10 protein-coding genes are annotated in these 16,068 nt (G+C 49.6%); 7 read left to right on the top strand and 3 right to left on the bottom strand.

Annotated elements, in window-relative coordinates; genetic code table 11:
- Window positions 1–105: 105 nt before the first annotated feature.
- From AC4IE7_RS09680 to AC4IE7_RS09710, 7 genes are all read left to right on the top strand, one after another.
- On the top strand, window positions 106–1,176 hold the full coding sequence (locus AC4IE7_RS09680; RefSeq protein WP_490776654.1) for an efflux RND transporter periplasmic adaptor subunit: 1,071 nt from the start codon (window positions 106–108) through the stop codon (window positions 1,174–1,176).
- A 151-nt stretch (window positions 1,177–1,327) separates the two neighbouring features.
- A complete protein-coding gene (locus AC4IE7_RS09685) occupies window positions 1,328–5,443 on the top strand; it encodes an efflux RND transporter permease subunit (RefSeq protein ID WP_490776628.1) in 4,116 nt (1,371 codons plus the stop codon).
- 284 nt (window positions 5,444–5,727) lie between these two features.
- Window positions 5,728–6,264 carry a hypothetical protein gene (locus tag AC4IE7_RS09690; RefSeq protein ID WP_490776629.1) on the top strand — a complete coding sequence of 179 codons (537 nt, stop codon included), beginning with the start codon at window positions 5,728–5,730 and terminating at the stop codon, window positions 6,262–6,264.
- Between the two features lie 357 nt (window positions 6,265–6,621).
- Window positions 6,622–7,755 (top strand): hypothetical protein, encoded by a 1,134-nt coding sequence (locus AC4IE7_RS09695; RefSeq protein WP_490776630.1) that lies wholly within the window; start codon window positions 6,622–6,624, stop codon window positions 7,753–7,755.
- 143 nt (window positions 7,756–7,898) lie between these two features.
- Entirely contained in the window at window positions 7,899–8,534 is a 636-nt protein-coding gene (locus AC4IE7_RS09700; protein WP_490776631.1) for an AAA family ATPase, read from the top strand.
- A gap of 187 nt (window positions 8,535–8,721) precedes the next feature.
- Window positions 8,722–9,300 carry a DUF302 domain-containing protein gene (locus AC4IE7_RS09705; protein WP_490776632.1) on the top strand — a complete coding sequence of 193 codons (579 nt, stop codon included), beginning with the start codon at window positions 8,722–8,724 and terminating at the stop codon, window positions 9,298–9,300.
- Window positions 9,301–9,748: 448 nt separating this feature from the next.
- Complete coding sequence (locus tag AC4IE7_RS09710; protein ID WP_490776655.1) at window positions 9,749–10,183, top strand: hypothetical protein; 435 nt, start codon at window positions 9,749–9,751, stop codon at window positions 10,181–10,183.
- A 146-nt stretch (window positions 10,184–10,329) separates the two neighbouring features.
- On the opposite strand, the gene AC4IE7_RS09715 is transcribed toward AC4IE7_RS09710, so the two are convergent.
- The 3 genes from AC4IE7_RS09715 to AC4IE7_RS09725 form a co-directional block, all read right to left on the bottom strand.
- On the bottom strand, window positions 10,330–12,402 hold the full coding sequence (locus tag AC4IE7_RS09715) for an EAL domain-containing protein (protein ID WP_490776633.1): 2,073 nt from the start codon (window positions 12,400–12,402) through the stop codon (window positions 10,330–10,332).
- 112 nt (window positions 12,403–12,514) lie between these two features.
- Complete coding sequence (gene aroG / locus AC4IE7_RS09720; protein ID WP_490776634.1) at window positions 12,515–13,573, bottom strand: 3-deoxy-7-phosphoheptulonate synthase AroG; 1,059 nt, start codon at window positions 13,571–13,573, stop codon at window positions 12,515–12,517.
- Between the two features lie 237 nt (window positions 13,574–13,810).
- Window positions 13,811–16,060: a nitric oxide reductase activation protein NorD gene (locus AC4IE7_RS09725; RefSeq protein WP_490776635.1), complete on the bottom strand. Its 2,250-nt coding sequence runs from the start codon at window positions 16,058–16,060 to the stop codon at window positions 13,811–13,813.
- Window positions 16,061–16,068: the final 8 nt, after the last annotated feature.

A 16,068-nucleotide genomic window follows, 5' to 3' on the forward strand; every position in this document is an offset into this window, starting at 1 on the left:
AACACTAGGTAGTAGTGAAATATGGGCTTTAAAATTAAGGCGATGTTACTGACAGTGGGTTTGTCTGCTTGCTTGGCTGCGGGGGGTGTTCAGTCCCAGCCAAATATGGCTGACAGCGCTTTCTTTGTTGTACAGCAGACTCAAGGGGTTCCCCATGTCTCATTGGGGGGTACAGTAGTCCCTTACAAAGAGGTGACCCTCTCCGCTCAATTGCCTGGCCGGGTCAACTACCTGGCAGGTATTGAGGGGGATACGTTTAAGGAAGAGGATCGACTGGTTGAACTGGATGTTAATGAGCTAGAAGCAAAGCGTGAAGCTGCTCAAGCCCAATTGGCGAATGCTGATGCACAGCTGCGTAATGCGGGCGTACAGTATAACCGGGAGCTCTGGTCACCTAAGTCGAAATCTTCGATGGGTGGTATGGGTATGCCTAACCTGTTCGATCAGATGTTCACCAGGCCGATGGAAGATACTTTCGGAGATAGGGATCAAGGCGCAGAGCGTAGTGCGGATATTTTCTCATCACGTACCAATATTCAACAGGCTCAGAACACCATATATCGGGTGCAGGCTGAGATCCGCGCAATTGATGCAAAGATACGGGATGCTAAAAGTGTTGCGCCGTTCAATGGTGTAATCATGAAAAAATTCGTCGAGGTCGGGGATACAGTTCAGCCTGGTCAGCCGCTACTCAAATTTGCAGATGTCGAATACCTTCAGATTGTGGTCGACGTGCCCGGTCGACTCCGTCCAGGGTTGAATGAGGGAATGATGTTGCGCGCCGAGCTTGATGTGGGTGACCGGGAAGTGCCAGTTCGGGTCGCGCAGATATTTCCTATGGCAGATGCTCAGCGCCATACAGTGACTATTAAGTTTGATCTGCCCCAGGGGGTATCGGCACCTGGAATGTATGCCAAGGTTCTAGTGCCAGATTTTAATGCACCGGCGAGATCCAATCCGATCATCCCCAATTCGGCTATTCGTTACAATGGCAGTCTGCCCGGGGTCTATGTGGAAGGTGAGAACGGGAAGCCAGCGTTGAGGTTGATCCGTGTTGGCGAGAAGTTGCCAGGCGGTGGTTTCACAACCGTATTGTCCGGACTTCAAGCCGGAGAGCGGATATTGAGAAACCCGCCGTTGGATATCAGTACGGGTTGGACGACGCCGCAACAATAGAATAAATCAGGAAGAGCTGAATCGTGCTGGTCAGGTTGGTGGGGGATCAGTACAGACTCTTCCGAGTAAATCTTTTTTCTTTAGGGTCAAGGTCAAGTGTGGTGTTTCACTGCTCTAGCCTGGGCCTGGTACTACAATTTCGGGATCAAATATGAGCCAGAACGACGACAAACTCGATCAGCTCCACTCAATGGACCCAAATTATGAGGCTCACCTGGGGATAGCCGGAAGAACCGCAAGGTTCTTTATTGAATCCCCTCTATCACCACTCTTTTTCCTGGCTATGATGTTAATGGGGTTGCTTGGCCTGATTATCACGCCACGTCAGGAAGATCCTCAGATTTCTGTGCCGATGGTGGATATATTTGTCCAATATCCTGGTGCAGCCGCTGACCAGGTAGCCGCACTGGCGATCGAGCCCCTCGAACGGATCATGTCTGAAATCCCCGATGTCAAACATGTCTACTCCGCCTCTCAACGGAGTGGTGGTGTAGTGACCATTGAGTTTGAGGTAGGTGAAGAGATGGGGCCATCGTTGGTCAAGGTCAACGATAAAATCGATTCCAATATGGATCTGATCCCCCCCGGTGTGATGCCACCTCTGGTAAAGGCTAAAGGCATAGATGATGTGCCGGTGGTTACCCTGACCCTCTGGTCCAAGGACCTTGACCGGGATGGTAGACCCGATGTGGATGATGGTCAGCTGCGAATGCTGGGCCACGATGTGCTGCAGACGCTGAAAGAGCTGCCAGACACGGGTAATGGTTTCGTCGTTGGTGGTCGCCGTGAACAGGTTACAATCGAAGTATTTCCTGAGCGACTTGCTGGTTACGGTATAAGTCTTGATCAGGTGGCCAATACCATTCGTACTGCCAATGCAGAGCAGTTGGCGGGGGGCGTTGAGGCCGGCAGCACTCACTTTTCGGTGGTCACGGGATCCTTCCTGAAGAATGTCGAGGATATTAATCGTCTGGTTGTGGGTACCCACAACGAAGTTCCTGTCTATGTGCATGATATTGCGCGGGTGAAACAGGGCCCTGAAGATGCGCAACACCTGGTGGGATTCTATACCGGTGCAGCCAGTGAGTTGGATATTAAAGCTGACGGGGTACCTGCGATTACTCTGGCAATCGCTAAAAAAGCGGGCTCAAATGGGGTTACCGTAGCCAACTCGATCAAGGAGCGGATTGAGGTTATCAAAGGCACCCTGATACCTGAGAATGTGGAGGTCTCAGTCACCAGGAACTACGGTAAAACGGCTGACGACAAGGTCAGTGAACTGATCTTCAAGCTGTTTATGGCAACAGGCTTCGTATTCCTGCTGGTGCTGGCGGCATTCCGTGCATTCCGGCCCGCGATAGTTGTGGTATTGGTTATCCCGGTGGTACTGCTGATGACCATCTTCAGCGCCTGGGTGATGGGCTACACCATCGACCGGGTGAGTCTCTTCGCCTTGATCTTCTCCATCGGTATCCTTGTGGATGACGCCATTGTTGTAGTTGAGAATATCTACCGGCGATGGTTGGAAGAGGGCTCCACCGATATTGTCACTGCCGTGGATGCGGTTCGTGAGGTCGGTAACCCAACCATATTGGCGACATTTACCGTTATCGCCGCCCTGCTGCCGATGGGATTCGTGACCGGTATGATGGGTCCTTACATGGAGCCCATTCCTGCTCTGGGTTCAGTGGCAATGTTAATCTCGCTGTTTGCCGCTTTTGTATTTACCCCTTATCTGACCGTCTCACGCTGGTTGAGACCTTCCATGCGCTATCTGGAGGTTGCGGGAGAGAGGGAGCACAAAGAGGCCGAGTGGCTTGAAGGTCTGTTCAAGGGCGCACTTATGCCATTGATCGAATCTCCCAGAAAGGCAAAGATATTCAAGCTGGTTATGTGGGGTAGCTTCCTCGTGGCCTGCTCGTTTTTCTACTTCAAGTGGGTGGCAGTGAAGATGCTGCCACTGGACAACAAGCCTGAGTTTGCGGTTGTGCTGGACATGCCTGAAGGTACAGCGCTGCCTGTGACTGCCAACCTGGCCCATCGGATGGCAGAAAAGGTCCGGGTGATGCCTGAAGTGACCGCTGTTCAGGTCTATGCAGGCACTGCAAGGCCCTTTGATTTCAATGGCATGGTACGCCACTACTATCTACGAAGTGATCCCTGGCAGGCAGAGGTGCAGGTGCAGCTGTTGGATAAAACCGAGCGTAAACGCACCAGTCATGAGATTGCAGTTCAGACCAGAGAGATGCTGGCAAAGCTTACCGAAGGTAGTGGCGCCAAGGTGGCAGTTGTAGAGATGCCACCAGGTCCGCCTGTGTTGCAATCGGTGGTCGCTGAGGTGCATGGTCCGAGTAGTGAAGTCAGGAGAAAAGTGGCTCAGGATCTGACCAATATCTTCAGTCAGACTGAGAGTCTGCGCGATGTGGACAACTATATGCGCGACCCTTATCAGTATTGGCGATTTACTGTGGATACTGAAAAGTCAGTTCGCAGAGGCATCTCTGTAGACACAATCAATCGCAATCTTGGCATGGCCCTCGGTGGCTCCCCACTGGGTGACGTCAAACAACGTGCAGGTCATGAATCGGTCAATATCGTTATGCAGGTGCCGATGGCGGAACGCTCTGAGATTACCCGTCTCGGGGATCTTCCGATTCAATCCAGCACTGGTGTGACAATTCCTCTGCGTGAGTTGGGTCGTTTTGAACAGGTTTTGGAAGACCCGATCATCTACCACAAAGATCTGCGTGATGTGGAGTATGTGGTAGCCGAGGTTGGTGGGAAACTGGCAGCACCGGTCTATGGCATGATGCAGGTACAGGATCTGCTGGATAATGAGGTCTATGTCGCCCCTGACAATGTACCGATTGATGCACATTGGCTGGGTGCCCCAAAGAACGATACTCGTACAGCCATCGAATGGGCGGGAGAGTGGACAGTCACCTTCGAAACCTTTCGTGATATGGGTGCCGCCTTTGCAGTGGCGTTGGTGCTGATCTACATACTGGTGGTTTGGGAATTTGGCAATTTCAGAATTCCTGCGCTTATTATGGCGCCGATTCCGCTTACGCTTTTAGGTATCATTCCTGCCCATTTTATCTTCTTTCAAGCAGGATGGGGTGGTGAATTTACCGCTACTTCAATGATTGGCTGGATTGCACTGGCGGGTATTATCGTACGTAACTCCATACTTCTGGTGGACTTTTCCATCCATCAAGTGCAGCAGGGGGTTTCAGTCGTCGATTCTGTCATCATGGCGTGTAAAACCAGAACCCGTCCGATCATGATCACTGCCTTTGCCTTGGTTTGTGGTTCATCGGTTATCTTTTTCGATCCCATCTTTCAGGGGATGGCGATCTCCCTGGCATCCGGTGTGATGGTCTCAACAGTTCTGACCCTGATCGTTATTCCGCTGGGGTGTATTACTGCCAGTAAGGATATCCTCGAGGTGGCCGCTGCAACGGCTCCGGAAGGTAGTAAGCTGCTGACGCAGGAGTCTGATAGTTCACCTCAGGAGATTGAGCCAGAGCCTGTTGCTGCTGTAGAGAAGCCTGAGTCTGAGGGTGATCAGAAGCGCTCTTTGGGGATGGTGGTTTGGGCCAAGATTGTTGCTCTCTTTACCATGATCTTCTATCTGTTCAAGGGGATATTTTTACTCCTTGGACAACTCTTCAAGGGTTTGAGGAAAAAAGGTAAAGAGTCGACACCCACAGCAGAGAAGCCAGACTCCGCTGGAGGAGGCTCTTCAGGCAGTGATCCTGATACAGGAGGATTCGTGCCGGATAGTGGGACGCCAACATCCGGAGCGACAGAACCACCAATTGCAGCAGCACCTGCGACAGAAGAGAAGCAGCCTGCGGTAGCAGCAGAAGCATCGACACAATCCGATGCTCTCTTGGAAGAGACGAAGCTATCAGAGACCAGTCAGACCTCTTCTGTAGCTGAAGCCGAGGGATCTGAAAAAGAACCCAAGCAAAGCGCTGAAGGATCGCAAGCAGCAGCAGGTGAAGCAGCGGCTAAGAAGCCTCAGGCGAGGCAGGAGAAGGCCGCTCAAAAACCTGAAGCTGTTCATGCCAAGCCGAAAAAGCGTCCTTCAACTTTGAAAAAGCAGGTTTCCAAGAAAAAGGCGGCTGTAGCGGCTAAAAAGGGGAATGGAGAGAGTAAGGCTCAATCTTCCACAACGGAGCCCCGTAAGAAGGCTGTTTCCAATGTGGCCAACTTTCCTCTAAGAAAGAAGGCGGCTCGTCGAGGTATACGGCTTAAGTAGCAAGGATTGAGCACTGTAATCTGCTGTTTGAGATGTTTGGATTGATAAGGTGATTCTGAAGTTACTGGCCTGAGGTGCACCTGCTTAATGGTCTATAATGACCTATTCGGATGCACTGGTTAGTAACTATTCAGGGTCTGGAGTCTGGTTACCTTCTCTAGTGGGCCGCGCGGTAAGTTTGGTAACTCTCTGCCGGTCCACATGCGATCTTTTCGTCAGGTAATTGTTAGAGATCCGAGAGCTACGCCAAGCTTGTCGTGGAGTGAGCAGGTTTGCAATTCAAAATGTTATTTCGGCTGTTCTGGCTCATCTCCCTGTTGGGGCCGACAACTCTGCTGGCTGAGCAGCAGATTTATCCGTTTTCACCCTCCTATTCTAAAACTCCCCAGAGCAATTTTGAACGCCAGCACTACTACTGGCGACCCTTGAATCAAGAGGATGAGTATAGAGTTATACCTGGGAATAACTGGCAGGCACCTGTCGAACAGGAAACCCTGGGAGTTAGAGACGAGTCAGATAGCTCTTTCTCCAATGGGAGCCACTGGCAGATACCCCAAACTCAAGGAGCCATACCCTATGGCCGAGGGTTTAGGTTTCGTCCTCTGAATGAGAGAGAGCAGGATCGTCACCAGCGCCGAAACAGTTCAGACCAATCAATTCAATTTCGTCCCTCAAATTCAGCAACAGATAGGGCTTTCGGTTTCTCGATGGAAAACCAATATCGATTTCGTCCCGATAGCCGCCTTGAGAGGGGTTCCAGGAGTGCCCCGCGACGCTACTCCCTGGAACCGCCGTTGCATATGCTCTACCCGACACCATAGTGGGAGAATCCTAGGGCCAGTTAAGGGTAAAAGTCTGTAGAGTTTGAATAAATCCCTTCTTGTTCATCTGCTGAAAGCGATAAGAGAAGGCATGGAAATATTAGATTTTGAAGAGAAAAATATCTTAAACAGTTTTTTAGAGGCCTATTTACCGCTAAACTGTCGTGACATAGCTCAATTCTATTTTTTAGGTTTGAGTTATCGAGCTATACAATAGGGCTTTTTTCTGATATTCGGGTGCAACTTTCAAGTTGCAAATTAGTTTCGGTAAATATCAGAACGATATTTGTTCGTACCATAATCCGTTGGGTGGGTATCCCAATCTTACGAGATTAAAATAAGGAAACAGGTAACCTGATGAAAATTGCAGCGTTCGCTTTACTGCTTTCTGGCGTCATTACAACAACCATGGTTCCGTTTGCCTCTGCAACGGCAGGGGGTAACTATGCTCCCGGACAGAATCAGGGGTATTGGCCTGCTTATGGTGGGACATCAAGTTACAAACCTAGCCGATACGCACCCAACCAAAGAGTTGGGCAGGGTCAGATGGGGCAAGGCTGGCCTGCTTCGGGTACGCCTTCTAACTATCGATTCCGGCCCTGGTCTGGTAAGACTCAGCCGGCTTGGAGGGCGCCAGCGAATCCAGCTTGGAGACAGCCCCCTGTAGCGATGAATCATCCTGCTGCGCAAATCAGCCCGGCAAGGTATGCGCACTCACCGCAGATGCAAACCCCAAACAGGTATCGCTTCCGGCCCTTGCCTCAAGGTGGTCAGCAGCCTCATTTTGCTGCGCCAGAGGTGGCTTATCGCCCATCCAATATCAAAATACCAGATCACTATGTCTATCGGCCTCTCAATCCGGTGAAAAAGGTTCAGCGACATCCGTCTCCTTATCACTACACCCCGACCTATTCACCAGCGCCTGCTTACGGTTTTGCCCCGCCTGCACCGATGAGATTTAGTGCACCAGTTCCCAACCGCTCTGTTCCAATGGCTCGATCTCTGCCAGGGCCCAGCTATGCTTATGGCGGACAGCCATATCCTGATTTCAGATTTCGACCAACATCAAGAGCTTATGGGCCTCCCGGCTACCCAGTTGCCGGTTCAAATATGAACAGAGCGCCTCGATATGCGGCTCGCTGGCCCGAGCGGCCGAGATTTCGGCCTGCGCCCCGGTTCCGTCCTACAGCTCCAGTATATGCCGATCCATTTTATGGCTATCCACCAGGCTATGCTCACCCTGCAATGGCCTATAACTGGCCAAGTGAGAGGTGGGGAAGATATAGGCCATCCTATCCACAGCCCAATCCATCATCATGGCAAGCTGCGCCTGATACCTATGATGATATTGCCGATAGGAGAGTCGATTGGTACGACGGTCGTGCTGATGGAGAGGGGGCATGGTATAAACTCACACAGCAACAGGATTGGCCTCGCGTGTCTCACAACTGGAGAGAGGAGAGCAACCACTACTCAAGGCCTTCAGAGTAGCGTGAAAATTGGCTTGTGATGGATGAAATGACCCGGTCTTAGAACAAAGGCGCTAGTGAATTGACGTGTGGTGTGCACCTGATTCAATGCTTGTTTTATGTGCCTAAATTCTCAGGCCAAACCAAAATAATAAAGGGGAGTTTATGATAACGGTAATCGGTAGTCTGAAAGGAGGGTCCGGTAAAAGCACGGTAACCTTCAATCTGGCTGTTTGGTTGGAGATGGCAGAGGCTGAAGTACTGGTCATTGATGCAGATCCGCAGGCAACATTGAGTGATGTTTCTGAAGTACGAACAGAGGAGGGTTTCGAGCCCTTTCTGAACATAAAGAGTGGCTCAGCCCTCACACGTAAAAAACTGGCTGGTTATGATGAAGTTCTGATCGATGTGGGTGCTTCAGATATTGAATCGATGAAGCAGGCACTGGCACTGGCTGATCGGGTTATCATACCGGTTCCACCTTCCCAGGCTGATATCTGGTCGACGCAAAGGTTTTTGAATTTTCTTGATCAAGCCGTTGATGGAGAAAGACCAGAGCTGTTGGCGTTTATCAACCGTGCAGATACACACCATGCTATCCGGGAGTCCGATGAGGCTGCAGCGGCACTTGTCTCCTTACCGGATGTGCGATTTATTAAACACCGTCTCTGTCAGAGAACGGTTTTTCGCCGCTCTTTCAGTGAAGGTTTGGCGGTTTACGAGCTCGACCCAAGAGGGAAGGGGAGTAAAGAGTTCTATGCGCTGACTGCGGCTCTTTATCCAAAATATGTCTCACAGTGAATCACCCAATAGTCCATTTGCATTGATCCCAATAGGGCTGAGGCTGTGATGCAACTTACTGTTTGTTAGGAAATTTATACCGGATTGAGCCGGTTTTTACAGGTTCAATCAGTGCTAGTGGGCCGCTCGGCAAGTCAGTCACTGAGCGACCAGTTTAAAAAAGATAATTTGATTGTTGGAGAGAGAGATGGGGATGTTAAGAAATCTGTTTGCATTGATTGGATTACTGGTGGTGATTGGTGCCGTAGCCTTCTATGCAAAATTCAATAGTGCAGTGGATGGATTCGATCCTGGTGCGGGAAAAGTTTTTAAGGAGTTTGCTCAGTCGCTGGTCGAAACAAAGAGTGCCGCTGAAGCGAGTATCTGGAAGATTCCTGTAGAGGATGGATTGACGGCTGAAGAGGTTGAAGAGACCATGAAGTTCGTCGCAAATGAACACAATATGTCTAATGTTGGTGAGCTGCCCCTTTCTCTCGATATTGAGGCAAAGATGGGTAGTGAATACCGCTTTGTAAAGATCTACCTCTTCTGTAACTCGTTGACTGCTGCGGAGATGCTCGATTATTCCGATGCCTATGCAGCCTATCTACCCTGTCGGATCACTCTTATCGAGGATAAAGCGGGTAAATTATGGCTGATCACTCTGAACATGGATATGATGATCTATGGCGGCGAGCCACTCCCACCTGCGCTCAAGGAGGAGGCGATCAAGGTTAAAGAGTATATTCTCGACATCATGAATCGTGGAGCAACTGGCGACTTCTAGTGGAGTCAGATTAAATCTCCAGTAATTCCATATAATATTTGTGGTATCTCCGGGGCTGTTGCAGAAACAGACCCCGGGTCATTTACCCACTCGATTCGATTTCGCAGACCTATCAGGGTGTTTATTAATAACCCTTTGTATTTTAATGGTTATTTGCGTGATTCTATTTTGATCAATGGTCTAAAATGGCTTTGCCCCGATCTTAATATCCCTGATCGTTAAGTGCTTACCACCAGCAGAAAATAGAATTTTCTCGAAAAAGTCTATTAGCATATAAAGAGACTTTTATTGTGATAAATAATTGTTATGCTAAAATTTCAAGACTACGTAATGGGTAGGTAACAGTCAGGTTCATTGAAGCATGACAGATAAAAATGACGATAAATTACTAAACGATCGTTCAGGAGAAGCAGATATCGGCCAGGAAGTCAGGGATGGTCAATCCTCCATGGATCGTCTTTCTCAAGCATTTGAGACAAGTGCAAGACGTTGGGAACTCATTGTTTACCCATCTCTGTTTGCGTTTATTCTACTTGCGGCCTACGGGTTTTATTTGATTTTCAGCCTCGCAAAGGATGTTCATTTTCTTGCGTTGAGTGTTGATTCCAATATGAATGTCATGTCGAGTAACCTTATGACAATGACAGATAGTGTTGGTCAACTTTCAGCTAATGTTCGTACTATGGCTGTTAGTGTGGAGTCTATGGCGCAGGATGTCAGAGCGTTGGAACCCATGTTGACCAGTATGGACTCCATGAATGAGTCGATGAAAAATATTACCCACTCTACCTACAGCATGCAGCGCGGAATGCACAGCATGAATAACAACATGCATGATGTCTCCCGACCGATGACATTCTGGAACTCTTTCATGCCCTGGTAAATTGGCTAGCAGACCAATATGACGAGGTCTCAGGGGATGCTGATTTCAACCGGAAGAGTTTTACCCAAACTGAATCGTTCTGATTCACCGGTTCGCTACTTAAGCCAGTAGCATTTTAAGCAGTTATTAGTGGTGCCCTTAAGGTATCAATCGCTATTGAAGTCATAGTCGATGGATACAGATGGCTCCTGGATAAAATACCCACGTATGTAGTTGACTCCGATAGACCAGAGTATTGCCAGGCTTCCTGCCTCTTCAACACCCGAGGCGATGGTTTTGATATCTTCAGCCTGAACCAGTTCATTCAAATGGTTCAACTTGTCCTGTTTATCCTGATTTTCAGACAAATCACTCAGGAATGAGCTGTGGAACTGAATAAAGTCCAGGGGGAAACTGCTGAGGATGGCTTCCGGCATTTTTGCCAGGCCAAAATGGTCGATGCAGGTTTTACATTTGATCTTTTTCAAACCTTCAGCAAATTTCTGCAGTTTTTGCAGATGGGTTCTGGCATCGGTGTCATCGAATTGAAATGTTACCCATGATCCCTTGGCTTCGTAATCCCTTAGGCAGTCGCAGACAAATAGTAGTAAGGTATCATCATCCAGCGACGAGCCAGATATGTTGATCAGGAAGGTGATCTTTTTGCCCTTTTTTCGCTGCTTGGCCAGCTCCTCTATCGCATGCCGGATTACCCATCGATCCATCTCGGGTGTCCTACCCATCTCTTCTATTTGACTCAGGAAATGGTCTGGGTGAATCTCCTCTTTTTTCTCATCAAGCAGGCGTATGGTGACGGCATAGTTTTCGCGTGTATCACCATGCAGGCTGACGATAGGTTGATAAGCCAACTGAAATGTATCGTTATCAAAGGCATATCGAATCAAGGCTGACAGATTGGCCTCACCAGAAGTGCCTGTTTCTGACGCTGGTACAGTTGCATCAGCAATATAGTAGCTGTTGCCACCTTGAGATCTTGCCTGCTCACACGCTTGATACGCATGGGTGATATAGTCATTCCCACTGGAGAAATTCTCTGATGAGAATGCAACGCCGATGCTGCAGGTCGCCTGGATCTCCTGGTCGTTATTCTCTATTGCGCTACAGATCTGTTTGGCAGTCTTTTCTGCATTTTTCCGCTCTTTTTCACTAGTCAGTATGGTGAAGGTATGATCCCCGAAACGGGCCAGAACCTCCTGATTCGATACCGTGCTGCGCAGCAGGCCGGCGATTTGAAGCAGTAGTGCGTCACTCGTTTTTATTCCTGTCTGGCTGCGGATTCCGGTAAAGTTATCGAGGGTGATATAGAACAAGGTACTACGTTTGCCTCCAGAAGCGCTGTAGCGTTTAACCTCCTCCTCCAGCTGGGTGATAAAGTACTGCCGGTTGTAGAGTCCAGTCTGGACATCTTGTGTACTGAGCAGACGTAGTTTCTCTTCAACCTCTCGAGTGATCGATTGATCACGAAAAACCACTTGTGTGCAGGGCTCGCCATCGATGCTGGCCGGAGTAAAGTGAAGCTCAGCACTGAATTCAGTTTCATCGCTGCGTACACAGGTGGTTTTCATCTCACTGGAGTGTTCACTATCAGCACTCAGTTTCCGCAGTAGCTTTTTAAATCCAGCATGTTCGGAAGAGGCGATCATATCCATGATTGGAAGTCCCTCGATCTCTTCCTCACTGGCCAGGCCAAACAGCTCTAGATAGGCGCGGTTGGCGGTGACATGCATGCCTTCATGGACATAGGCTATTGCATCACGAGAGCTTTCAGTCAGTGCGTCACAGCGCTCTTCAGCCTCTTCAAGTTGATGTTCAATATGCTGAAGGCGACGTGAGGTTTTGAGGTTTTTATACTCTCTCAGGATGACCTGTACTAAGTGGTCGAAGTTTTTTCGCTCCACAAGGTCGGTAACACCCTGTCGCATCAGATCGATTCGCATCTCATCACTGGGCTCTTCGTCGACAGCAATGACAGGGGTTGATGGACTGATAGCGACAAGCAAAGCGAGTAGTTGATTGATCTCCAGAGCGTCGTTGTCCAGAGTGTAAATCAGTAGATCCAGGGGGTGCTTTTTCTTCAGTTCCGCGCCCAGCTGATCAGCATCGTGATCGATTCGTATAGCGTGAGCCGCTGTACCGCTATTGCGGAGGGTGTCCAGGCATGTTTCTACTTCAGGGGTTGTATTTCCTAAAACCAGTAACTCAATCGCTTCTTCGGGCATGCCGTACTATCCTGTTACACTTGCTTAGTATTGCTTCTTATCATTGGTTATAGCTGCCAATCAAAACCTTTCAATCCTTGATAAGCGATTAACCTTCAGCATGCTCAAGTAATTAAACGGCATTTTTTCGTCTCAGCCTTACCGCTTCCGCCAAGGTTTCCAGCAGCGGTACGCTGTCATCCCAGCCAATGCAGGCATCAGTAATACTCTGTCCGTAGGTAAGGGTCTCGCCTTCAACTCTATCCTGCCTTCCGGCAGTGAGGAAGCTTTCGATCATCGCACCCATGATGCGATCATCACCTCTGGCGATCTGGCTTGCAACATCCCGTCCAACCAGCAGCTGGCGAGGATGCTGTTTTCTGCTGTTGGCGTGGCTGAAATCGACCATCATACGAGGTTTGAGTCCATTGCTTTCCATCTCATCTGAGGCAATGTTGATACTTTCAGAATCATAGTTTGGGCGACTGCCACCTCTGAGAATCACATGGCAATCGGGATTGCCATGGGTGGAGAAGATGGCTGAATTGCCCTCTTTGGTCACCGATAGGAAGTGGTGCGGGCGTGATGAGGAGCGTATCGCATCCAGCGCCACCCTCATGCTTCCATTGGTCGCATTCTTGAATCCAACAGGGCAGGAGAGACCAGAGGCGAGTTCGCGGTGAGCCTGGCTCTCAGTGGTGCGTGCACCGATCGCACCCCAGCTGATCAGGTCTGCGATATATTGCGGACTGATCAGATCAAGATACTCGGTACCAGCCGGTATTCCCATGTCATTGATATCAAGCAGCAGCTTTCGTGCAAGGCGAAGCCCGCTATTGATCTCGAATCGATCGTCCAGAGTTGGGTCATTGATCAATCCTTTCCAGCCTACCGTTGTGCGTGGTTTTTCGAAATAGACCCGCATCACGATCTCAAGGTCATCTTTCAGGGACTCTCTTACCAGTTGAAGTCGTTGGGCATAGTCCAGAGCGGCCTCAGGATCATGTACTGAACAGGGGCCGATAATCACCAGTAGACGGTCATCTTCACCATGCAGAATTTGGTGTATCTGCTGACGGGTGTTAAAAACTGTATTTGAGGCCTTTTCAGTAAGGGGCAGTTCCTGATGGATTTGAGCCGGGGGAGTAAGTTCCTTGATGGCCTTGATACGAAGATCGTCAGTTTGTTTCATTGCGCTGGAAGCCGGTATCTTATTGAGTCGAAAAACAAATGATTATACATGCATAAGTTGAATCGGTGATATCTGTTTTATTCTGTTTTTTTGGGAATCCAGTAGAAGGTTATTATTACCGGAACGGATAAATATTATGGGGTGTGCTGAGTCAACCGGTGCAGAGGCATGCAGCCAAGAAGAGCAGTAGGAGAAGGCGCTTTGATACTTTGCCCCTCCCTTCGCTATATGCAGATGTTATCTGGTCAGGGCCATAAACAGTTTTGGAAGCTGTTCCGGTAACCGTTCTACCCGATCGATAACCGTATATTGACGTCCGAAGATATCCCGGACGTAGCTATCTGCATTGGGATCCAGGTTGATGCAGTAGGTATAGATGCCATCCTGATCGGCTTCCTGTACCGCTTTGCGGCTGTCCTCTATGAGCAAACGGTCGTCGTGCACATCGATATCAGCCGGCTCGCCGTCTGTTAGAATCAATAACAGCTTTTTATCAGCAGGCCTTGCCCCCAGATAGTGGGCGGAGTGACGAATTGCCGCCCCCATTCGGGTCGACCAGCCAGCCTGCATGCTTGCCAGACGTCCCTTCACCTCATCGTTCCAGCGCTCACCGTACCCCTTGATATGTTGATAGCGTACCTCATGCCTGGTATTCGATGAGAAACCGGCAATAGCAAAGCTGTCACCTAGTTGTTCAATAGCCCATCCCAACAGGGATACTGCTTCCTGGCTGAGTTGCAGAATGGATTGCTGGCAGCCTTCAGGGATTTGATCCACCGATTCTGAGAGATCAATCAGCAACATTACAGCAATATCACGGCCATCGTTTCGATGACTCATGTTGATTCTGGGGTCGGGATTAGTACCGCTTTTGAATTCGATCAGCGACCGAATGGCTACATCCAGGTCGAGTTCACTACCCTCTTCCTGATAACGAATACGCACATAGTGTTGCGGTTTTAGAAGATCCAGCATGCGTTTCAACTGCTTTGCCAAGGCCTGGTGCTTATGTAGCAGTGCATCTATGAAGCCAGGGTCTCCCTGGGGGTGTAAGCTCTCATAGAGGCTGACCCAGTCTGGGTTATAAGTCTTGCTCTGATAGTCCCATTCAGGATAGTGGCGAGGGGGTAGTCCCTGAACCTCTTCTTCCAGTTGTTTCTGCTTCTGCTCAGAGTTGAACATCTCTTCTTCATCGCCCTCTTCGATGAAGACCCACATATGCCGGTTATCGTCACGGTAGCTTACTTCAGTATCAGTGAAGTAGACATTTGCTGAGAGATCAGCCTGTCTGCGGGTACGGGCAATGTAGGATATTGCCAGGCTGGCCATCTCCTGAGTGGTTGATAAACCTGCCTGCAATGCGTCATGGAAACGTCCCAGAAACTCCAGTAGGTCCGGATTGGTATAGCCATGGTTCGGGTTCAGGGTAGCGTAGGAGAACATCGCCAGGCGATGGCGTATGCATGACTCTTTTTCCGGGTCACAATCCTCTTCTCGAGGAGCGGGGTGCAGCTTTAACAACGTTGAACGCAAGCCAGGGTATTTGCGGATGGCAAGCAGATCGATACGGGCATCTTCGAAGATTTCGATAGCTACCCGCTGAAATGGGCTGTAGTTATCAGCCACAATAGGGGTGGTCCAGCTTTGATGGGCTGCGATATGGGCCAGCAGTATTCGATAGCGGTCGATACCTGAAACACTATGTTGGTCGTCATAAACATCCGGTACCCGAATGCCCAGGGAGTCAAAGTAGGGCATGGGTTTACGCATCTCATCAAACCCTTCTGAATAGGGCACGAAATGGGCTTTACTGCGCCACATGGATTTCAGATAGAGATCGAGTTTACGTTCGTTGTCGGCGAACAGGGTGCCGTGGCGTTCCCTCTGGAGAATGGCGCGACTATCAGCAGATTGCAGGCTGAAATAGTCGATCTGCCGTTGTGGATGAGTACGGTAGTTACGAACTCCGTAGTCGATCCAGTTGTTCAAACCTTCAAAAGAGAGCTGACTCAACAGATAGGGAAGTTTATGCAACAGGTCAGGGAGCGATGGGCTGGGTATGGTGGAGTGGAATCCATGAATCGAGCCAGAGGTCTGCGCCATCATATCCAGAATCATCTGGATGAAATGCTCCATGAGATCCGTACTACTGAGTCTGCGGCTTGCTTCAGGCAGCATCTGCAAGAAAGGGAGAATCGCCTTGCCGTTGGGGCTACGGGATATATTCCACACTGTCTGGGAAACTAGTGGTATGACCTGTTCACCTACCCGGGTTGCCATTTCAGGCATCTCTTCGAGAAACACGATTACAGGTTCCACGCCCCGACCAATCTTGCAGGTGAGGGATGCCCCTGCCAGTAGTGCTTCAACCCCGCTGGAGGTCAGTAACTGTTCTGCCTGCTCCATACAATCAGGAAAGATCGGGTCGATCTGTTCAAAACCGCAACTGAGTGTTTCCCGGTAGGCTGTTAATTGCGAATCATTCATTGTGCCAA

It is taken from the genome of Candidatus Thiodiazotropha sp. AKAK3, from assembly GCF_058244645.1.